The sequence below is a fragment of the Burkholderia sp. AcTa6-5 genome (assembly GCF_017815075.1).
Classification (GTDB): domain Bacteria; phylum Pseudomonadota; class Gammaproteobacteria; order Burkholderiales; family Burkholderiaceae; genus Burkholderia; species Burkholderia sola.
In genome coordinates this window covers 126,870-146,058 of the sequence record NZ_JAGIQE010000005.1, presented here as the reverse complement: position 1 = coordinate 146,058, position 19,189 = coordinate 126,870, and the positions used below count along the sequence as shown (strand labels likewise).

Annotated in this window: 18 protein-coding genes; 8 read left to right on the top strand and 10 right to left on the bottom strand. The window is 70.0% G+C overall.

The window, feature by feature from the left end:
- The first annotated feature begins 99 nt into the window (after window positions 1-99).
- The 6 genes from cobG (at window position 100) to J8I33_RS09220 (ending at window position 6,226) form a co-directional block, all read left to right on the top strand.
- Window positions 100-1,461, top strand: a complete 1,362-nt coding sequence (gene cobG, locus J8I33_RS09245) for a precorrin-3B synthase (RefSeq protein ID WP_279612889.1) — start codon at window positions 100-102, stop codon at window positions 1,459-1,461.
- Complete coding sequence (locus tag J8I33_RS09240; RefSeq protein WP_050012644.1) at window positions 1,454-2,080, top strand: precorrin-8X methylmutase; 627 nt, start codon at window positions 1,454-1,456, stop codon at window positions 2,078-2,080. Before cobG ends, J8I33_RS09240 begins: the two co-directional genes overlap by 8 nt.
- Window positions 2,077-2,811, top strand: coding sequence for a precorrin-2 C(20)-methyltransferase (locus J8I33_RS09235; protein ID WP_050012643.1), 735 nt, complete (start codon window positions 2,077-2,079; stop codon window positions 2,809-2,811). The genes J8I33_RS09240 and J8I33_RS09235 overlap by 4 nt, the downstream gene beginning before the upstream one ends.
- Window positions 2,808-4,523 (top strand): precorrin-3B C(17)-methyltransferase, encoded by a 1,716-nt coding sequence (gene cobJ, locus J8I33_RS09230; protein ID WP_209934804.1) that lies wholly within the window; start codon window positions 2,808-2,810, stop codon window positions 4,521-4,523. The genes J8I33_RS09235 and cobJ overlap by 4 nt, the downstream gene beginning before the upstream one ends.
- Window positions 4,493-4,735: a hypothetical protein gene (locus J8I33_RS09225; protein ID WP_124637931.1), complete on the top strand. Its 243-nt coding sequence runs from the start codon at window positions 4,493-4,495 to the stop codon at window positions 4,733-4,735. The genes cobJ and J8I33_RS09225 overlap by 31 nt, the downstream gene beginning before the upstream one ends.
- A gap of 135 nt (window positions 4,736-4,870) precedes the next feature.
- Entirely contained in the window at window positions 4,871-6,226 is a 1,356-nt protein-coding gene (locus J8I33_RS09220; RefSeq protein ID WP_050012641.1) for a chitinase, read from the top strand.
- Window positions 6,227-6,328: 102 nt separating this feature from the next.
- Here J8I33_RS09220 and J8I33_RS09215 read toward each other — a convergent pair whose 3' ends face one another.
- From J8I33_RS09215 to J8I33_RS09200, 4 genes are all read right to left on the bottom strand, one after another.
- Entirely contained in the window at window positions 6,329-7,072 is a 744-nt protein-coding gene (locus J8I33_RS09215) for an IclR family transcriptional regulator (RefSeq protein WP_209934798.1), read from the bottom strand.
- Between the two features lie 60 nt (window positions 7,073-7,132).
- Complete coding sequence (locus J8I33_RS09210; protein ID WP_209934791.1) at window positions 7,133-8,299, bottom strand: acyl-CoA dehydrogenase family protein; 1,167 nt, start codon at window positions 8,297-8,299, stop codon at window positions 7,133-7,135.
- Window positions 8,300-8,336: 37 nt separating this feature from the next.
- Window positions 8,337-9,638 (bottom strand): citrate:proton symporter, encoded by a 1,302-nt coding sequence (locus J8I33_RS09205; protein WP_124593113.1) that lies wholly within the window; start codon window positions 9,636-9,638, stop codon window positions 8,337-8,339.
- A gap of 132 nt (window positions 9,639-9,770) precedes the next feature.
- Entirely contained in the window at window positions 9,771-10,934 is a 1,164-nt protein-coding gene (locus tag J8I33_RS09200; protein ID WP_209934785.1) for a CoA transferase, read from the bottom strand.
- A 277-nt stretch (window positions 10,935-11,211) separates the two neighbouring features.
- On the opposite strand from J8I33_RS09200, the gene J8I33_RS09195 reads away from it, so the two are divergent.
- Together J8I33_RS09195 and J8I33_RS09190 are read left to right on the top strand one after the other, a co-directional pair.
- The gene (locus tag J8I33_RS09195; RefSeq protein ID WP_050012636.1) at window positions 11,212-11,472 is read left to right on the top strand and encodes a hypothetical protein; all 261 of its coding nucleotides are present in this window, start codon (window positions 11,212-11,214) and stop codon (window positions 11,470-11,472) included.
- Between the two features lie 157 nt (window positions 11,473-11,629).
- Window positions 11,630-12,052 carry an NUDIX hydrolase gene (locus J8I33_RS09190; protein WP_209934778.1) on the top strand — a complete coding sequence of 141 codons (423 nt, stop codon included), beginning with the start codon at window positions 11,630-11,632 and terminating at the stop codon, window positions 12,050-12,052.
- Window positions 12,053-12,091: 39 nt separating this feature from the next.
- Here the strand turns inward: J8I33_RS09190 and J8I33_RS09185 are convergent, their stop codons facing one another.
- From J8I33_RS09185 to cobN, 6 genes are all read right to left on the bottom strand, one after another.
- On the bottom strand, window positions 12,092-12,418 hold the full coding sequence (locus tag J8I33_RS09185) for a low molecular weight protein tyrosine phosphatase family protein (protein ID WP_209934771.1): 327 nt from the start codon (window positions 12,416-12,418) through the stop codon (window positions 12,092-12,094).
- A 28-nt stretch (window positions 12,419-12,446) separates the two neighbouring features.
- Window positions 12,447-13,019 carry a DUF1993 domain-containing protein gene (locus tag J8I33_RS09180; RefSeq protein ID WP_176015667.1) on the bottom strand — a complete coding sequence of 191 codons (573 nt, stop codon included), beginning with the start codon at window positions 13,017-13,019 and terminating at the stop codon, window positions 12,447-12,449.
- A 96-nt stretch (window positions 13,020-13,115) separates the two neighbouring features.
- Window positions 13,116-13,568, bottom strand: a complete 453-nt coding sequence (locus J8I33_RS09175; protein ID WP_050012632.1) for a YaiI/YqxD family protein — start codon at window positions 13,566-13,568, stop codon at window positions 13,116-13,118.
- Window positions 13,569-13,629: 61 nt separating this feature from the next.
- Window positions 13,630-14,238: a VWA domain-containing protein gene (locus tag J8I33_RS09170; RefSeq protein WP_209934763.1), complete on the bottom strand. Its 609-nt coding sequence runs from the start codon at window positions 14,236-14,238 to the stop codon at window positions 13,630-13,632.
- A gap of 68 nt (window positions 14,239-14,306) precedes the next feature.
- Window positions 14,307-15,380 (bottom strand): ATP-binding protein, encoded by a 1,074-nt coding sequence (locus J8I33_RS09165; protein ID WP_050012630.1) that lies wholly within the window; start codon window positions 15,378-15,380, stop codon window positions 14,307-14,309.
- The gene (gene cobN / locus J8I33_RS09160) at window positions 15,377-19,186 is read right to left on the bottom strand and encodes a cobaltochelatase subunit CobN (RefSeq protein ID WP_209934756.1); all 3,810 of its coding nucleotides are present in this window, start codon (window positions 19,184-19,186) and stop codon (window positions 15,377-15,379) included. The genes J8I33_RS09165 and cobN overlap by 4 nt, the downstream gene beginning before the upstream one ends.
- Between the last annotated feature and the right edge of the window lie 3 nt (window positions 19,187-19,189).

Genomic DNA, 19,189 nt, shown 5'->3' with positions numbered 1-19,189 from the left:
CGGCGTCGGGCGGGGTGTACCGATGCGTTGGCCGTGGCGCCACACTGTTCCGGTATCCCGTTGAATTCCGCCCCCGATTCGATTCCTGCGTCGCCCATCGTGCGCCCGTCGGCTTGCCCGGGGCTCGTGCGCGTGGTCGCGGCCGCCGACGGCGGGCTGTGCCGGATCAAGCTGCCGGGCGGCCGGCTCGACACGCGCCAGGCGCGTGCGATCGCCGCCGCCGCGCGCCTGCACGGCTCCGGCGAGATCGATGCGACCAATCGCGCGAATCTCCAGTTGCGCGGCATTCGCGACGGTGCGTCCGATGCGCTCGCGCGCGCGCTGCTCGAAGCAGGGCTCGGCCCGCGCACAAGCGCCGGCAACACCGCCATCGATGCGGCCGCGCTCGCGGCGAGCGACGACGTTCGCAACGTGATGCTGAGCCCGCTCGCCGGGCACGACCCGGCCGCGCTCGTCGATAGCCGTGCGCTCGCCATGCCGCTGCTCGACATGCTCGCGAGCGAGCCGCGCCGCGGCGAACTGTCGCCGAAATTCTCGATCCAGCTCGACGGCGGCGAAGCGGTCGCGGCGCTCGATCATCCGCACGACGTCTGGCTCGCCGCGTGGCGTCGCGGCGACGGCGCGGTACGTCTCGCGGCGGGGCTGGCCGGCTGCCCTCCGGTTGCGCACGACGACCGGCCCGCGTCGGTCGACGTGTCGATCGATCAGGGCGTCGCACTGGTCCGCGCACTGCTGCTCGCGTTCCTCGATCTCGCGCCGGCCGACGTCACGCGGATGCGCGCGTTGCTGTCGATGTGCGGCGAACGCATGCTGCTCGAGCGCGCGCAACACTATCTGCCGTTCCCGCTCGCGGCCGATCCGACGCTCGCCGGCTGGCGGCGCACGCCCGCGGACGCCGCGTTGCGTTTCGGCGCATACCCGTCGCGCGACGCGGCACGCTGCAGCATCGGCGCGCAATTCGCGCTCGGGCGGCTTGACGCGGCGCAACTGGAGCGGCTCGCCGCGCTGGCCGAAGCCGACGGCGACGGCACGCTGTCGATGACGCCGTGGCAAGGCGTGTTCATGCACGGCGTATCGAACCAACACGCGGCCGCGACGCGCGAAGCACTCGCGTCGCTCGGCCTCGTGTGCGCGGCGTCCGACCCGCTGGCGACGCTCGTCGCCTGCACCGGCAGCGCGGGCTGCGCGAAAGCGCACGCCGACACGAAACGCGACGCGCTTGCACTCGCCGCGCGCATCGGCCATCCGCTCGACGTGCATCTGACCGGTTGCGAACGCCACTGCGCGCTGCCGCACGCTGCCGTGCATACGCTCGTCGCGGTGGCGCCCGAACGCTACGACCTTTATCGGCGCGACGCGGCCGCGGGCCTCGGCGCCCTGCTCGCGCGCCGTCTGACGATTGACCAGGCCGCGGTCCGCCTCATGGACGCGCGGCACAGCCAGGACACCACCGATGCTTGACTACATTCGCGACGGGCAGGAAATCTACCGTCAGTCGTTCGCGACGATCCGCGCCGAGGCCGACCTGTCGCAGGTGCCTCCCGATCTCGAGAAACTCGCGGTACGCGTGATCCATGCGAGCGGGATGGTCGACGTCGTGTACGACCTACGTTTTTCCGCCGGCGCCGGCACGGCCGGCCGCACCGCGCTCGCGACCGGCGCACCGATCCTGTGCGACGCGAGGATGGTCGCCGAAGGCATCACGCGCGCGCGGCTGCCCGCGGCCAACCGCGTGATCTGCACGCTCGGCGAGCCGCAGGTGCCCGATCTCGCGCAACGCCTCGGCAACACGCGCTCGGCCGCCGCGCTCGAACTGTGGCGTCCGCATCTCGCGGGCAGCGTCGTCGTGATCGGCAATGCGCCGACCGCGCTGTTCCACCTGCTCGACATGATCGACGCCGGCGCGCCGCGCCCCGCGCTGATCGTCGGTTTCCCGGTCGGCTTCATCGGCGCGGCCGAATCGAAGGCGGCGCTCGACGCCGACAGCCGCGGCGTGCCGTACGTCACGCTGCTCGGCCGGCGCGGCGGCAGCGCGATGGCCGCCGCCGCGGTGAATGCGCTCGCGACGGAGGTCGAATGACGCGCGCGCGCGGACGGCTGTTCGGGGTCGGGGTCGGCCCCGGCGATCCGGAACTGATGACGATCAAGGCGCTACGCGTGCTGCAGGCGGCGCCCGTGGTCGCGTATTTCGTCGCGAAGGGCAAGAAAGGCAACGCGTACGGCATCGTCGAAGCGCACCTGCTCGACGGACAGACGCAACTGCCCCTCGTCTATCCGGTGACGACCGAGGCGCTGCCGCCGCCGCTGTGCTACGAGACGGTGATCGCCGATTTCTACGACACCGCGGCCGAGATCGTCGCCGCGCACCTCGATGCAGGCCGCGACGTCGCGGTAATCTGCGAAGGCGACCCGTTCTTCTACGGCTCGTACATGTACCTGCACGACCGTCTCGCGCCGCGCTACGACACCGAGGTGATCCCGGGCGTGTGCGCGATGCTCGGCGGCACGGCCGTGCTCGGCCAGCCGCTCGTCTATCGCAACCAGAGCCTGTCGGTGCTGTCGGGCGTGCTGCCCGAGCACGAACTGCGCGAGCGGCTCGCGCGGGCCGACGCGGCCGTCGTGATGAAGCTCGGCCGCAATTTCGACAAGGTGCGGCGCGTGCTCGACGAACTCGGGCTCGCGAAGCGCGCGCTCTACGTCGAGCGCGCGACGATGGCGAACCAGCGCATCGTGCCGCTCGACGAAGTCGATCCGATGGCGTCGCCGTATTTCTCGCTGCTCGTCGTGCCGGGGGAAAAATGGCAAGGATGACGACGCCGCCCGCGATCGTGATCCTCGGCGCGGGCGCGCTCGATACCGCGCGACGTATCCAGGCGCGTTATCCAGATGCCCTCGTGCACGGTCTCGCGTCGCGCGTCGAGGCCGACGTGCCGTTCGACGACCTCGGCCCTCACCTGCGCGAACTCTATGCGCGCGGCTTGCCGATCGTCGCGCTGTGCGCGGCCGGCATCGTGATCCGCTGCCTCGCGCCCGCGCTCGCCGACAAGGGCGTCGAGCCGCCGGTGCTCGCGGTCGCGGAGGACGGCTCGGCCGTCGTGCCGCTGCTCGGCGGGCTGACGGGCGTCAACGTGATCGCGCGCGAAATCGCCGAATGCGTCGGCGTCGCGCCGGCGATCACGACGAGCGGCGAACTGCGCTTCGGCGCGTGCGTGCTCAATCCGCCGGAAGGCTATGCGCTCGCCGATCTCGCGCAGGGCAAGCGCTTCGTGTCCGACCTGCTCGCGGGCGCGTCGACGCGCATCGACGGCGCCGCGCCGTGGCTCGACGACGTCGCGCTGCCGCGCGATGCCGCGGCCGCGCACGCGATTCGCGTGACGCCCGATGCGTGGCGCGGCGCGCGCGACGAACTCGTGATTCATCCGCGCAGCGTGGTGGTCGGCGTCGCCGCGAATGCCGCGCATGCCGGCGAAGCGCTTGCTGCGCGCATCGAAGCCCTGCTCGACGCACAGGGCCTCGCGCGGCTGGCGCTCGCGGCCCTCGTCGCGCCCGCATCGGCGATCGGCGAACCCGCACTGGAAGAAGCGGCGAACACGCTCGACGTGCCGCTGCGTTTCGTCGATAGCGATAGTGACCGCGACGCGCCCGCCGACGCCACCACGCTGCTCGGCCGCGCATTACGCGTCGCCCACACGCTACGTGAAGAATCGAACGGCCTCGCGTGCGCGATCGCATCGCACCCGGTCGATCCGGCCACGCTCGGCCGCGCACGCGGCCGCCTGACGGTGCTCGGCCTCGGCCCGGGCGGCGCCGCCTGGCTCACGCCGGCCGCACGCGCGGCGCTCGCGGATGCGACCGACATCCTCGGCTATACCACCTACGTGAACATGGCCGGCCCGTTTCGGGCCGACCAGCGCGTGCACGGCACCGACAATCGCGAGGAAATGCAGCGTGCGCGCCATGCGTTCGAACTGGCGGCCGAGGGCCGGCGCGTCGCGGTCGTGTCGTCGGGCGACCCCGGCGTATTCGCGATGGCCGCGGCCGTGCTCGAAGCGCTCGATGAAGCCCGAGACCCGCAATGGGCCGCGGTCGACCTGCGCGTGGAGCCCGGCATCTCGGCGTCGCTCGCGACGGCCGCGCAGGCCGGCGCACCGCTCGGCCACGATTTCTGCGCGATCTCGCTGTCGGACAACCTGAAGCCGTGGGAGGTGATCGAGACGCGCCTGCGGCACGCGGCGCAAGCCGATCTCGTGATGGCGTTCTACAACCCGATCTCGCGCGCGCGGCCGTGGCAGCTCGACCGTGCGCTCGATATCGTGCGCGTGCATCGCGCGGCCGACACGGTGGTCGTGCTCGGCCGCGACATCGGCCGGCCGGGCGCGACGCTTTCGACCACGACCCTCGGCGCGCTGCGCGGCGATCAGGTCGATATGCGCACGATGGTGATCGTCGGCTCGTCGACGACGCGGCGTTTCGCGATCGGCAACGCACGCGAATGGGTCTATACGCCGCGCTGGTATCGTTGAACGCCGCTGCGCCCGCCGGGTTGCGCATACCGCATCCCGGCGGGGTTCGCACGAATGTGAATGCGCATGCGAGCGAGCCGTTGATCGGCATGCCGGTTCGCTGGAACCGGTCCATCCGCGCGGCGGCGCGCGATCGATCGGAAAAAGTGCCCTCCGCGCGTTTCGATATTCGACTGAATCGGCAAGTTCGTTACGTATCGGAAATCGAATAACAAAAAGAAGAACACCTAAGTTTCCTATTCGACGCGAATCCTCCAAGATAGGCACGCCGTCGGCGGGATACGTGCGTTGCCCCCCGGCGACGATACGCAGGCCAGCGTATCCCTCTTCCACTTGGAGAACACAGAATGAACAACAATGTGTTGCCGCGTTTCATTCCGCGTGGGTTTGCCGCGGGTTGTCTGCTCGCGATGGCGAGCGTGTCGCACGGTGCCGGTGTCTATGCGCCCTATGTCGACGTGACGCTCTATCCGACACCGTTGGTCGATCAGATCGGCGTGCGCCAGGGCATCCAGCAGTTCACGCTCGCGTTCGTGGTCGCGGGCAACGGCTGCGTGCCGTCGTGGGGCGGCGTGCAGCCGATCGGCAACGGCGCGAGCGGCGGGCTGCTGACCGCGCTGTCCACGTCGATCGCGAGCTACCGCGCGAAAGGCGGCGAAGTCGCGGTGTCGTTCGGCGGCGCGAACGGCACGCCGCTGATGCAGGCGTGCTCGACGGTTCCCGCGCTGAAGACCGCGTACCAGACGGTGATCGACACGTACGGCCTCACGCATATCGACTTCGACATCGAGGGCGCGTCGCAGCAGGACACGGCGGCGGTCACGCGCAACTTCCAGGCGGTCGCGCAGTTGCAAGCCGACTATGCGGCGAAGGGCAAGCCGCTGCACGTGACGCTGACGCTGCCGACGATGCCGACCGGGCTCACGCAGGACGGCGTGAACGTCGTCAACGCGGCCATCGCGAACAAGACCACGTTCGACGCGGTCAACGTGATGGCGATGGATTACGGCCCCGCGAACATCGACATGGGCGCCGCCGCGATCAGCGCCGCGCAGGCGCTCTATTCGCAGCTCGACACCGCGTTCAAGTCGGCCGGCCAGCCGAAGACCAACGCGCAGCTGTGGCAGATGGTCGGCGTCACGCCGATGATCGGCGTCAACGACGTGCAGGGCGAAACCTTCACGCTCGCGAATGCGCAGACCGTGCTGAACGCGGCCGTCGCGAACGGCTACGGTTTCTTCGGCAACTGGTCGGTCGGCCGCGATCAGGCGTGCCCGTCGGGCGGCACGTATGCGTCGCCGACCTGCTCCGGCGTCGCGCAGCAGCCGTACGCATTCGCGACGATCTTCAAGAAGCTCGACGGCAAGTGGGGCGCGGGCGTCACGCAGGATCCGAACTACGGCGGCGGCTCGGACGGCGGCACGCCGCAGCCGGGCGCACCGTGGGCGGCCGGCCAGGTCTATACGGCCGGCGCGACGGTCACCTACCAGGGCACCACGTATCAGGCGCAGTGGTGGACGCAGGGCGACGTGCCGGGCCAGGCGGCCGTGTGGAAGCCGATAAGCGGCGGCACGCCCGCGTGGTCGGCGACGACCGCGTATCAGGGCGGCACGTGCGTGACGTATCAGGGCGCGAAGTATTGCGCGAAATGGTGGACGCAGGGCGACAACCCGAGCGCGGGCGGCGTGTGGGTGAAGTCGTGACGGTGCGACACGCTCGCGTGTGACGTGCGGCGGGCCGCTTCCGGCGTGGCGGGACCGCACGCCGGCGACGGCCCGCTGCCCGCGCCGTCGCGCGCCGTTGCCCTACCCGCGCGCGTGCTCGGCCTGCAGCCGCGCCTTCGCGTCGACGAGCAGCGCCGCATGCGTGTCGCGATGCTGGCGGATCCGCTCGGTCGGCCCGACGACCGACAGCCCGTACCAGTCGCCGTCGAGCGTCAGCGCGACCGCGATCGCCGATAGCTCCGGCGCGCTCTCGCCGAAATTCTCGGCCCAGCCGAGTTCGCGAAACCGCGCAGTCTGCGCGACGAGCGCCGGGAGGTCGGCCACCGTCGCGTCGGTAAAGCGTTCGAACGGCAGTTGCGCGCCGAGCGCCTGCTGCGCATCGCTCGCGAGTTCCGCGAAAATCGCCTTGCCGATCGAGTTCGCATGCAGCGGCCGCAGCTCGCCCGGCTGACGCGTATAGCGGATCGCCTGTTCCGATTCGACGACGTCGAGATACGTGACCGACGCACCCTGGATCTTGCCGAGCACCGCCGTTTCGCGGCTCGCGTCGCGCAGCGCGACGAGGTGCGGATGCACGATGTCGACGAGCGGATCGGTCGCGTCGATCGCGGCGGCGACCGTCTGCAGGCGTCGGGTCGGATAGTAGCCGCCGCGCTTGCGCACTTCGTACAGATAGCCGCGGCTCACGAGCGTGCGCGCCATCGCGAGGCAACTCGACGCCGGCACATTGAGCAGGCGCGCGAGTTCGGTGAGCGGCAGCGGCCGCCGTTCGGCGGCGAACAGCTCGAACAGGTCGAGCGTGCGGGCAACGAGTTTGACGTCCATGACGAGCGCTTGATTCGGAACGGGAAACCGCGCGCCGGGCGGGCCGCCGGGTCGCTACGGTCAGTATGACTTCGGCAGCCCGAGCACCTTCTCCGCGATGTAGCACAGGATCAGTTGCGGACTCACGGGCGCGAGCCTCGGAATCATACACTCGCGCAGATAGCGCTCGACGTGATATTCCTTCGCGTACCCCATCCCGCCGTGCGTCGCGATCGCCGTCTGGCACGCGTGGAACGCGGCTTCCGCGCCGAGGTATTTGGCCGCGTTCGCCTCCGCGCCGCACGACTGGCCCGCGTCGTAGCGCGTCGCAGCCTTCATCACCATCAGCCACGCGGCCTCGAGCTGCATCCACGCCTGCGCGAGCGGATGCTGGATCGACTGGTTCTGCCCGATCGGCCGGCCGAACACGACGCGCTCGCACGCATACTGCGTCGCGCGGCGCAGCGCGGCCTGCCCGAGCCCGATCGCCTCGGCCGCGATCAGGATCCGTTCGGGGTTCAGCCCGTGCAGCAGATAGCGGAAGCCGTCGCCTTCGTGGCCGATCAGGTCGTCGCGCGACACGCGCAGGTTGTCGATGAACAGCATGTTCGAATCGACCGCCTTGCGGCCCATCTTCTCGATCTCGCGCACTTCGACATGCGAACGGTCGAGGTCGGTATAGAACAGGCTCAGCCCGTCGGTCGGCTTCGCGACCTGGTCGAGCGGCGTCGTGCGCGCGATGATCAGCATCTTGTTCGCGACCTGCGCGGTCGAGATCCAGATCTTGCGGCCGCTCAGCACGTAGTGATCGCCGTCGCGGCGCGCCTGCGTGCTCAGGTGCGTGGTGTCGAGCCCCGCATCGGGTTCCGTTACTGCGAAACACGCCTTGTCGTGGCCGGCGATCAGCGGCGGCAGGAAGCGCGCCTTCTGCGCGTCGTTGCCGAACACCTGCACCGGGTTCAGCCCGAAGATGTTCATGTGGACGGCCGACGCGCCGGACAGCCCCGCGCCCGACGCGCTGATCGTGCGCATCATCAGCGCCGCCTCTGTCATCCCGAGCCCGGCGCCGCCGTAGGCCGGGTCCATCGCGATGCCGAGCCAGCCGGCGTCGGCAAGCGCCGCGTGGAAATCGGCGGGAAACCCGCCGGCGCGATCGCGTTCGAGCCAGTAGTCGTCGCCGAAGCGTTCGCAGATTTTCTCGATCGCGCTTTCGATCGCGCACTGGTCGTCGGTCAGGTCGAACTGCATGGACTGCTCTCCCGGAAAGCGTGAACGGCCGCGCCGCTCACAATGGAAACAGGCCCGTCGCGACCGCGGCGAAGACCATCAGCACGGTGGCGGCGAACAGGAACGGAATCGTGAATTTCTGGTGCTCGGCGAGCTCGACGCCGGTCAGGCCGACGATCAGGAACGTCGCGGGCGTGAGCGGGCTCACCGGAAAGCCCGTCGTCATCTGGCCGAGCAATGCGGCCTGCGCCATCTGGATCGGCGGCACGCCGAGCAGCTTGCCGCTCTCCGCGAGCACCGGCAGCACACCGAAGTAGAACGAATCGGGATCGAACAGCAGGCTGAGCGGCATCGACAGCAGCCCGAGCACGAACGGCATGTGGCGCGCATGCTCGACGGGCACGTGCGCGACGACGACCTCGGCCATCGCCTTCAGCATCCCTGTGCCGGACATGATGCCGGTGAACGCGCCGGCCGCGAGCAGCACGCTCGCCATCATCAGTGCGGCCTTCGCATGCGCGTCGATCCGCTCGCGCTGTGCCTGGACGTCCGGATAGTTGATCACCAGCGCGGCGACCGTGCCGAGCATGAACATCACCATCGGGTCGACGATGCCCGACACCAGCGTGCCGAGCACGACGAGCGTGAGCGCGACGTTGATCCCGAAGCGTCCCGGGCGGCGCAACGCGCGTTCGGCGTCGGTCAGCTCGCGCGGCGCGATCGCGAGCGCGGCCGCGCCGGCGCGGTCGAGCCCGAGCCGTTTCGCCTCGCGCACGCCGAGCACGTACGCGGTGCCGAACACGAACACGAGCCCGACGATCTGCACCGGGATCATCGGCGTGAAGATCGCCGAACCGGGAATGTGCAGCGCGGCCGACGCGCGCAGCATCGGGCCGACCCACGGCAGGAAGTTGACGCCGGCCGCCATCGACGCGACGCACGCGAGGATACGGCGATCCATCCCGAGCCGCGTATAGAGCGGCATCATCGCGGGCAGCGTGACGAGAAACGTGACCGCGCCCGAGCCGTCGAGATGGATCAGCAGCGCGAGCAGCGCCGAGCCCATCACGATGCGCGGCGGATGGCAGCCGATCACGCGCAGCACGCCCGCGATGATCGGGTCGAGCATCCCCGCATCGGTGAGGATTCCGAAAAATAGAATCGCAAAAACGAACATCCCGGCGATCGGGCCGATGTTCTGTACGCCGTGCACGACGAACTTGCCGGTCTGCAGTCCGAAACCGGCCGCGAGCGACGCGGCCACCGGCACGACGATCAGCGCGACGAGCGGCGACAGCCGCTTCGTGATGATCAGGCCGAACAGCGCGACGATGGCGACCGCGCCGATCCATGCGAGCATGATGCGTCTCCTCTTCAGCCGGCGCGCATCGACGGGCGTGTCGATGCGCGGGCCGACGTGATGTCCGAATGTGGGTGTGCGCGGCGCGCGGCCGTGCGCCGCTGTGCGGCACGGCGGACGCCGCGATGCCGGTCAGGTGCGGCGGTGGTCGTCGTTGCCGTTGTCGTCCTCGAACACCTGCGCCGCATGTTCGTTCAGCGCGGGCGGCGGCCGCCGGTACGTGGCCGGCGTGCGGCCGAGCTTGATCGGCGACGCGATGCCGCGGTGCCGGCCCAGCTCGACCTTCATCCGCCGGTGCGCGACATGCGGATGGTCGAGCGCCGCGTCGAGCCCGAGCACGGGCGCGCACGGCACGCCGCGGCGCATCAGGTGCTCGGCGAGCGTCGCGCCGTCGTGCGCGGCCAGCGCCGTTTCGAGCAGCGTGCGCAGCGCGGCGCGGTGCTGGCTGCGCGCGCGGTTGTCCGCGAAACGCGGATCGTCGAGCCAGTCGCGCGTGCCGAGCACGTCGCACAGCGCGGCGAACTGCCCGTTGTTGCCGACCGCCAGGAAGATGTCGGCGCCCGCCGTCGGAAAGCTGTCGTACGGCGTGATGTTCGGATGCGCGTTGCCGGTGCGCACGGGCGCGTTGCCCGAATGAAAGAAATTCGGCGTATGCGGATGGAGGATCGACAGCGCGCAGTCGAACAGCGTCGATTCGACGAACTGGCCGCGCCCGCTCGCATCGCGCTCGCGCAGCGCCATCAGCACGCCGAGCGCCGCGTTCAGCCCCGTGACGAGATCGACGATCGGCACGCCGACGCGCAGCGGGGCACCGCCGGCTTCGCCGTTGACGCTCATCAGCCCGGCCAGCGCCTGCACGGCCGCGTCGTAGCCCGGCAGCCCGCCGAGCGGGCCGTCCGCGCCGAAACCCGACACGCGGCAATACACGAGGCGCGGAAACCGCGCATGCAGCGCGTCGAACCCGAGCCCCCAGCGCTCCATCGTGCCGATCTTGAAGTTCTCGACCAGCGCGTCCGCGCGTTCGAGCAGCCCGAGCAGCCGCTCGCGATCGGCCGGCTGCGTCAGGTCGAGCGCGATGCCGAGCTTGTTGCGGTTCACGCCGAGGAAATACGACGCGGTGTCGCCGTCGAACGGCGGGCCCCACGTGCGCGTCTCGTCGCCGGACGGCGGCTCGACCTTGATCACCTCCGCGCCGTGGTCGGCGAGGATCTGGGTCGCGTACGGGCCGCCCAGCACCCGCGACAGATCGATGATGCGCAATCCCGCCAGCGCGCCCTGCTGCTCGTGTTCCGCCATGCGTCTCGCTCCTGGTTCCGGTCGATCGGACTGCCGGTTCCGGTGGCCGGGCGCTTGCGCGCGGCTTCTCCGGATTCGACGAATAATTCTTGTGTGTGAATTTATATTCACACTGGAGAATTATGTTGTCAAGCCCGAAGGGACCCGGCTGCCGCGCGGATCGCGTCGTCGCGCGCAAGCGGGAACGACGCCGAACGCAGGCCGGTTGCGGTGACGCCCCGCTGTTCGCTAAGCTGACGGACCACGTTCATCCCGAACGACACGAGACGGAATCTCCATGAAACGATTGTGGCTGGCGGCCCTCGTGCTGGCGTCGACGCTGGGCGTCGCGCATGCGCAGAACCAGACTTTCCATTTCGGCGAAGGGCAAACCGGGATGCCGGGCGCCGCGCCGCATGCCGCCGCGCCGGCGGCCCGGCCCGCGCCCGCACGTCGGCACGTGACCGCGCCGTCGCCCCATCACCGGCGTGCGGTTCACAAGCGCCGCCATTCGCGCCACACGAAGCCGACGCGCAGCGGGATATACACGCACGCGTGAGCTTTCGTCCATTCCGCCGTGCGACCGCGGTGCACGGAACTGTCACGAACGGCCGGTATCATCGGCGCGGCGGCTTGCATGCCGTCGCCGCCTGCTGTCGGACGACGGCCGCCGGCGTGCACTTCTCTCCACGATTCAGCACCTGTCTTGCCAGAACATGAGCACCGGGCCGGATACCCTCGCCGTCATCAAGGAACGCGCCACGATCGTGTGCCGCCAGCGCAGCAGCGTGCTGCTGGTCGCGCGCACCACGGCGCGCTGGTCGCTGCCGGGCGGCACGATCCGGCGCGGCGAGACGCCGCTCGAAGCCGCGCGGCGGGAACTCGCGGAGGAAACCCGGCTCGAGGGACTCGCGCTCGACTACGCGGTGCAGTTCGGCGGGCTGACGAAGTTGCATCACGTGTTCGTGGCCGACGTGCCGGCGCACCTGATGCCGCGCGCGAGCAACGAGATCGCCCACTGCAAGTGGTTCGCGGTCGACCGGCTCGACACGCTGCGAGCGAGCGTGCCGACACGCAAGATCATCGAGCTGCTGCGGCTCGACTGTTTTTCTGCATTGGTGAGCGAACCGCTTCGCTAAGGTCGATGCCGGCTCAGGCTTGGGCACGGCTCGCGGCGATTACGCGCGCAGGAATGGGCCAGCCTTGCGTTCGAGCAGCGCGACGAGTTCGGGCTGCATGAACGCGTAGCGATCGGGAATATCGAGGCAGACGATCTTCCGGTGCTTCAGATGCGCACCGAATTGCGCCGACAGTCGCGTTTTGTGCGCGCGCTCCATCACGAACACGATGTCCGCCCAATCGAGCTGCTCGGCGGACAGCCGCACGTCCGCGTCGGGCGCGAGGCCCGCGGAGTCGGTTTCGACGCCCGGCCACGCGGCGAACACCGCTTCGGCCGTCGGGCTGCGCAGCCGGTTGCGGCTGCAGAGGAACAGTGCCCGCGTCATGTCGCTTCGCGGTCGGCCGACGGCCGGCTCAACCTTGCGGAATCGTGCCCGGCCGCACGTACGCGAGCATGTGCGGCACGTAATCGGCCTTGCCGAGTTCGACGCCGTGATGGCGCAGGATCGCGTACGCGGCGATCGCGTGAAAGTAGAACTGCGGCAGCGCCCAGTCGCGCGCGTACTGTTCGCCGGTCATGTCGAACGCGATCCCGTTCGGCATCTCGAGCGAGATCGGCAGCGCTGCGCCGCCATCGAGCGCATCCGGTGCGAGTTCGCCGAGAAAGGCGAGCGTGCCGGAGATGAGCGCCTGCGCATCGGCCGGCGAGCCGGGTTGCGCATCGGCATTCCAGCCCGCCTCGCGCAACGCGAGCAATGCCGCCGGCAGCGGTTCGCCGCGCAGCCGGTGCACCGGCTCCATCGCCTGGAAACACGAGAAGCGCACCTGCGCGGCGAGCGGATACATGTCGGGCGCGAGCCTCAGCGTCATCGCCGCGTCGGGTTCGTCACCGGCGGCCTGCCGGTGGGCGACGGCCTTGTCGAGCCACGCTGACTGGGCGCGCAGCATCTGGGTGTAGGTCGGAACGAGAAGTTGGGTCGGTGACACGCGTGCGCTCCTGTGCTGAGGGTTCGCGCCACACGATAGCAGCGTCGGCGCGAACCTGCATCCCGGCCGGGCGCAGACGGGCGCAAACGCATGCCGTTACGGCTTGCCGTGCCGCGCGAGGAACCGGTCGAACTGCGACGCGAACGTCTTGCCGTCGCGCGCGCTGAACGGCGCCGGCCCGCCGGTGTCGATGCCCGCGCTGCGCAACTGGTCCATCATCGCGCGCGTCGACAGGCGCTCCTCGATGTTCTCGCGGCTGAACCAGTTGCCGCGCGGGTCGAGCGCGTGCGCGCCCTTGTCGAGCACGGCGGCGGCCAGCGGGATGTCGGCGGTGATCACGAGGTCGCCGGGTTCCGCCAGCTCGACGATGCGCGCGTCGGCCACGTCGAAGCCGGCCGGCACCTGCACGGCCTTGATGAACGGCGACGGCGGCGTACGCAGAAACTGGTTCGCGACCAGCGTCACGTGGATTTCGGCGCGACGCGCGGCGCGAAACAGCATGTCCTTGATGACGGCGGGACATGCGTCGGCATCGACCAGTACTTGCATGGCGGGAGTGTCCAGTGGGCAGAAGCGCAAACGCCGATCATAGCGCACCGCCGGCCGGCCATCAGCCGGCGAGATCCGTGCGAAGCGCGTCGGCCGTCATCCATCGCGCGCCCCACGCCGCGGCGAGCCGCGCGCCCTGCCCGATTCGCACGGCCGCATCGTCGAAGTCGACGAACACGACGTGATCGGCCGCCGCGGGTCTGGCCGGCATCTCGCGCGTGCGGCCGTCGGACAGCACCCACAGCCAGCGCTGCTTGCCGGGCTCGCGGCGAGCGGCGCGGGCAAGCAACTGCGCGGCGGTCGCGATACCGTCCGCGAGCGGCGTGCCGCCGCCGCCGTCGACCGGCTCGAGCCAGCGCGCGTTCCACCAGCGCGGTACGGCCGGGCCGAAGCGCCGCGCGGCGCCGTTGCCGCCGAAGCAGATCAACGCGGTTTCGACGCGTGCGCGCGCAGCCTGATCGAAATACGCGACGATCAGCCCCTTCGCGAGCGCGAGCCGCTCATGCGACAACATCGACGCCGAACAGTCGAGCACGAAGCAATGTAGCGCGTGCGGCGTGCCCGCGCGTTTCCCGTAGCGCAGATGATCGCGATGCAGCGGGCCGCCGCGTTTCGCGGCGAGCGTCGCCGGCCACGCGACGGCCGTGCCGGCGCGCGCCGTGCCCGGCACGCGCGCGGCGGCGCCTGTCTGCCATCGAGGACCGCGAATCGCGTTCGCGGCGGCGCCGGCTCGATGGCTCAGCGTTTTTTTAGCGGCAGCGGCACCACGCTTTTCACGTCGCGCAGCCCGGTCGGTTCGGGCGGCAGGTAGCCCCAGTCGCCCTGCGATGCGGACGCGTCGGCCTCTGTGTCGTCGGTGCCGCCGTGTCGCTTGTCGGGCTGCCGTGGTGTATCCGAGCGCAAACGATCGTCGTGCTCACCACCTTGCTGCGACGGCGGCGGCCCCGCATGGCGCCGATGCCGCAGCACGGCTTCGGCCACGCGCGCCACATGCGACACCGTCACCGCGTCGGCCTGCTCCAGCGCGGCCAGCGCACGCGCGGCGCGCAGCATCACGAGATCGGCGCGCAACCCGTCGACGGCCGCGTCGATGCACAGCGCGCTGACGCGCGCATGGACCGCATCATCGAAATCCAGCGTCGCCAGCCGCGCACGCGCCGCATCAATCCGGTCCGCGAGTGCCCGCTGGGCCGCCGCGTGACGCGCGCGAAACGCATCCGGATCGAGATCGAACGCAAGACGCGCCTTCACGATCCGCTCGCGCTGGGCGGCGTCGAAGCAGTTCTCCAGCTCGACCATCAGCCCGAAGCGGTCGAGCAGTTGCGGACGCAGCTCGCCCTCCTCGGGATTCATCGTGCCGACCAGCACGAAGCGCGCGTCGTGCGCGTGCGACACGCCATCGCGCTCGACGATGTTCACGCCGCTCGCCGCGACGTCGAGCAGCGTATCGACGAGCCCGTCGGCGAGCAGGTTCACTTCGTCGACATACAACACGCCCCGATGCGCGCGCGCCAGCAGGCCCGGCCGGAAGCGCACGCCGTTTTCGGCCAGCGCGTGCGCGAGATCGAGCGTGCCCGTCACCTGCTCGTCGCTCGCCGACAGCGGCAGCGTGACGAACTGCCCTTCCGGCAGCAGCTCCGCGAGGCCGCGCGCGGCCGTCGATTTCGCGGTGCCGCGCGGGCCGCTGACGAGCACGCCGCCGAGCGACGGGTCGATCGCGGCGAGCAGCAGCGCCTGCTGCAACGCGTCCTGCGCGACGAGCGCCGCAAACGGAAAAACCGCGCGGGCGCGGTGCGTCGTCGGATCGGTCATCGCCGTCCTCCTTCCTGACGTTGTTCGCTGGCAAGCCAGATCGCCTCGATCCGCTCGCGATAATGGCCCGGCTGCTGCCACAGCCCGCGCTGCATCGCTTCGACGAAGCGCTCGCAGATGCCGTGCAGCGCGTTCGGGTTGTGCCGTTCGAGAAACGCGCGGGTGGCGTCGTCGAACAGGTACGCGTCGGCGACGAGCGCGTACTGGTGATCGGACAGCACGCGCGCGGTCGCGTCATAGCCGTACAGGTAATCGACGGTCGCGGCGAGTTCGGCCGCACCCTTGTAGCCGTGACGCTTCACGCCGTCGAGCCATTTCGGGTTGACGACGCGCGAGCGGATCACGCGCGCGATTTCCTCGCGCAGCGTGCGCATCTTCGGCGCGACCGGGTTCGCATGGTCGCCGTGATAGATACTCGGCTGCTGCCCGGACAGGTGCCGCACCGCCGCCGTCATTCCACCCTGGAACTGGTAGTAGTCGTTCGAATCGAGAATGTCGTGCTCGCGGCTGTCCTGGTTCTGCACGACGACGTCGATCGTCGCGAGCCGCTCGCCGAACACGTCGGGCGCGGCGTCGCCCGCACTGTTCTGCGCGTATGCATGGCCGCCCCATCGACGGTAGGCATCCGCGAGATCGGCGTCGGTCTGCCAGCGCCGCTGGTCGATCAGGTCCTGCAGGCCCGCGCCGTAGCTGCCCGGCCGCGCGCCGAACACGCGCCAGCCGGCGCGGCGGCGCGCTTCGTCGGGCGCCATGCCCTGCGCGACCCACTTCTCGCGTTCGCGCTCGATGCGCGCGCGGATCGGGTTCAGTTCCTCGGGCTCGTCGAGTGCGGCAACCGCCTGCACGGCCGCGTCGAACAGATGCATCAGGTTCGGGAATGCATCGCGGAAGAAACCGGACACGCGCAGCGTCACGTCGATGCGCGGCCGGTCGAATATCTCGATCGGCAAAATCTCGAAGTCGGTCACGCGGTGGCTGCCGTGCGCCCATTTCGGTCGCACGCCGAGCAGCGCGAACGCCTGCGCGATGTCGTCGCCGCCGGTGCGCATCGTGGCCGTTCCCCAGACCGACAGTCCGATCGCGCGCGGATAGTCGCCGTGATCCTGCAGATGGCGTTCGATCAGTTGCTGCGCGGATTTCAGCCCGAGCGACCACGCGGCCTGCGTCGGCACCGCGCGCGTGTCGACCGAGTAGAAATTGCGGCCCGTGGGCAGCACGTCGGGACGGCCGCGCGACGGCGAACCGCTCGGCCCCGGCGGCACGAAGCGGCCGTCGAGCCCGCGCAGCAACTGCCGCATTTCCTCGCCGCCGCACGCGTCGAGCGCAGGCAACAGCGTCGAACGCACGCGTTCGAGCACCGCGAGCGTATGCGGCCATTCGCCGGGCGGCGGCATGTCGAGGCCGGGATCCTCCGAAGCGGTTCCGCACACGACGTTGAGCCAATGCTGCGCCAGCCGTTCGAGCCGTTCGCGCGTATCGCCCGCATGCCGCCACGGCGACGCGTCGAGCGTTTGCAGCACGGCCGGCCGCGGCCCGGTCCACGGTGCGGCCCAGTCGGCCGAAAGCGGGTCGAAATCGCTGCCAAGCGCGAGATCGTGCGCGAGCGCGCCGATCAGGCCAGCCCGTTCGCCCTTGCCGTCACCGACCGGAAAACGTGCCAATGCGAGCAGCGTGTCGCGCCGCTGGCGCTCGACCGGCGACGCGCCGAACACGTGCAGCCCGTCGCGGATCTGCGCTTCCTTCAATTCGCACAGCCATGCATCGACGCGCGTGAGCAGCGCATCCTCGTCGCCCGCATCGCGCGGCGGCGACACGCTCAGTTCGTCATGCAGACGATGCTCGGCGATCGTCGCGAGGATCGTCTTGCGCAACAGCTTCGCGCGCCGCGCATCGACCATCAGCGCTTCATAGTATTCGTCGACCTGCCGTTCGAGATCCTGCAGCGGGCCGTAGTTTTCCGCACGCGTGAGCGGCGGCATCAGGTGATCGACGATCACCGCCTGCGCGCGGCGCTTCGCCTGGCTGCCCTCGCCCGGATCGTTGACGATGAACGGATACAGATGCGGCAGCGGCCCGAGCGTCAGGTCGGGCCAGCATGCGTCGGACAGCGCGACGCTCTTGCCCGGCAGCCATTCGAGGTTGCCGTGCTTGCCGAGATGGATGACCGCGTCGACGCGATACGCATCGCGCAGCCAGAAATAGAACGCGAGATACGCGTGCGGCGGCACGAGATCCGCATCGTGGTAGCTCGCGTAGTCGTTGTCGTCGCGCGAGCGCGACGGCTGGATGCCGACGAACACGTTGCCCGCGCGCCAGCCGGCGATCGTGAAGCGCTGCTGCCGCAGCGTCGGGTCCGCTTCGGGCGGCCCCCAGCGTTCGTTCAGCGCGTCGCGCACGGCCGCCGGCAGTCGCGCGAAGCGCGCAACGTAGTCGGCCAGCGCGTAACTCTGAAACGCGGGACGCAGCGTGCGCACGGCGGGATCGTTGGTCACGCCTTCGGTGAGTTGCGCGATCAGCGCATCACCTTCAGACGGCAGATCGGCCACCGTGTAGCCCGCATCGCGCAGCGCCGCGAGCACGCGTAGCGCGGATGCCGGCGTGTCGAGCCCGACGCCGTTGCCGATCCGTCCTTCACTTTGCGGATAGTTCGCGAGAATCAGCGCGATGCGCTTGTCGGCGTTATCCAGCGTGCGCAGCCGGCACCAGCCGCGCGCAAGCGCCGCGACGAACGCGATCCGCTCCGCATCCGGCTGGTAGCGCACGACGTCGACTTCAGTGTGCGGGCAACGATACGCGAGCCCCTTGAAGCTCACCGCGCGCGTGACGATGCGCCCATCGACTTCGGGCAGCGCGACATGCATCGCGATGTCGCGGGCGTGCAGCCCCTGGTTGTCGGCCACCCATGCGTCGCGATTGCCGCCGGACAGAATCACCTGCAGCACCGGCGCGTCGCCGGCCAGCACGTCGGGCTCGGCGCTGTCGATCGCGCCGGCCGCGAACGCGGTGGTGTTGAGCACGAGCGCGACGCCATGCGTGTCGCACAGCTGCGTGATGACCTCGCGGCTCACCGCGTCCTTCAGCGACGTCACCGCGATCGGCAGCGGATTCAATCCTTCGTCGATCAACGCATCGGCCAGCGCGTCGAACACGGCCGTGTTCGCGGCCTGCCAGTGCGCGCGATAGAACAGGATCGCGACGACCGGCGCGCCCGGCGTCCAGCGCGGCCGCCAGTCGTCGACGCTCGCGCGGTCGCGCGCCGGGTGATACAGCGCGGCGGCCGGCAGCGGGCGCGGCGGTTCGGGCGCGTCGCCGAACCCGAGCGTGTGAAATGCGATACTGCGCAGCAGCGCGTCGGCGTTGTGCACGCCGCCTTCGCGCAGATAGCGCCACCACAGCCGGCACAGCTCGGCCTCGACCGTGCTCTTCGCGACGAGGTTCGGGTCCTCCTGCAGGTCGCCCGAGAACATCGCGAGCTGCTGCCCGCGCTTCGACGCGAGCAACACGGCCTGCTCGATCCCGTACGGCCAGTACGCTTCGCCGCCGAGATGATCGATCACGACCGTCTTCGCGTGACGCAGCACGTCGTCGACATAGAAATCGACCGACGCAGGCTGCCGCAGGAACGTGACGTTCGCGAGCCGCACGCTCGGGAACCCGGCCGGCAAGTGCGGCACGACGCTCGCGAGCAGCGACAGCGTCGTGTCGGCCGAACTCAGGATCACGATGTCGGCCGGCTGCTGGTCGATCCGGACGACGCCCTGCGTATCGTCGACGAAGCCGCCCGGCGTGGTGCGCAGCAGATGCATCGT

Bases quoted from the DNA above. Each gene is read 5' to 3' on its own strand.
- J8I33_RS09175 (WP_050012632.1), bottom strand. From the start codon at position 13,568: ATGCAAGTACTGGTCGATGCCGACGCATGTCCCGCCGTCATCAAGGAC.
- J8I33_RS09185 (WP_209934771.1), bottom strand. From the start codon at position 12,418: ATGACGCGGGCACTGTTCCTCTGCAGCCGCAACCGGCTGCGCAGCCCG.
- cobJ (WP_209934804.1), top strand. From the start codon at position 2,808: ATGACGACGCCGCCCGCGATCGTGATCCTCGGCGCGGGCGCGCTCGAT.
- J8I33_RS09215 (WP_209934798.1), bottom strand. From the start codon at position 7,072: ATGGACGTCAAACTCGTTGCCCGCACGCTCGACCTGTTCGAGCTGTTC.
- J8I33_RS09165 (WP_050012630.1), bottom strand. From the start codon at position 15,380: ATGACCGATCCGACGACGCACCGCGCCCGCGCGGTTTTTCCGTTTGCG.
- J8I33_RS09225 (WP_124637931.1), top strand. From the start codon at position 4,493: ATGGGTCTATACGCCGCGCTGGTATCGTTGAACGCCGCTGCGCCCGCC.
- J8I33_RS09240 (WP_050012644.1), top strand. From the start codon at position 1,454: ATGCTTGACTACATTCGCGACGGGCAGGAAATCTACCGTCAGTCGTTC.
- J8I33_RS09195 (WP_050012636.1), top strand. From the start codon at position 11,212: ATGAAACGATTGTGGCTGGCGGCCCTCGTGCTGGCGTCGACGCTGGGC.
- cobN (WP_209934756.1), bottom strand. From the start codon at position 19,186: ATGCATCTGCTGCGCACCACGCCGGGCGGCTTCGTCGACGATACGCAG.
- J8I33_RS09200 (WP_209934785.1), bottom strand. From the start codon at position 10,934: ATGGCGGAACACGAGCAGCAGGGCGCGCTGGCGGGATTGCGCATCATC.
- J8I33_RS09220 (WP_050012641.1), top strand. From the start codon at position 4,871: ATGAACAACAATGTGTTGCCGCGTTTCATTCCGCGTGGGTTTGCCGCG.
- J8I33_RS09190 (WP_209934778.1), top strand. From the start codon at position 11,630: ATGAGCACCGGGCCGGATACCCTCGCCGTCATCAAGGAACGCGCCACG.
- J8I33_RS09235 (WP_050012643.1), top strand. From the start codon at position 2,077: ATGACGCGCGCGCGCGGACGGCTGTTCGGGGTCGGGGTCGGCCCCGGC.
- J8I33_RS09205 (WP_124593113.1), bottom strand. From the start codon at position 9,638: ATGCTCGCATGGATCGGCGCGGTCGCCATCGTCGCGCTGTTCGGCCTG.
- J8I33_RS09210 (WP_209934791.1), bottom strand. From the start codon at position 8,299: ATGCAGTTCGACCTGACCGACGACCAGTGCGCGATCGAAAGCGCGATC.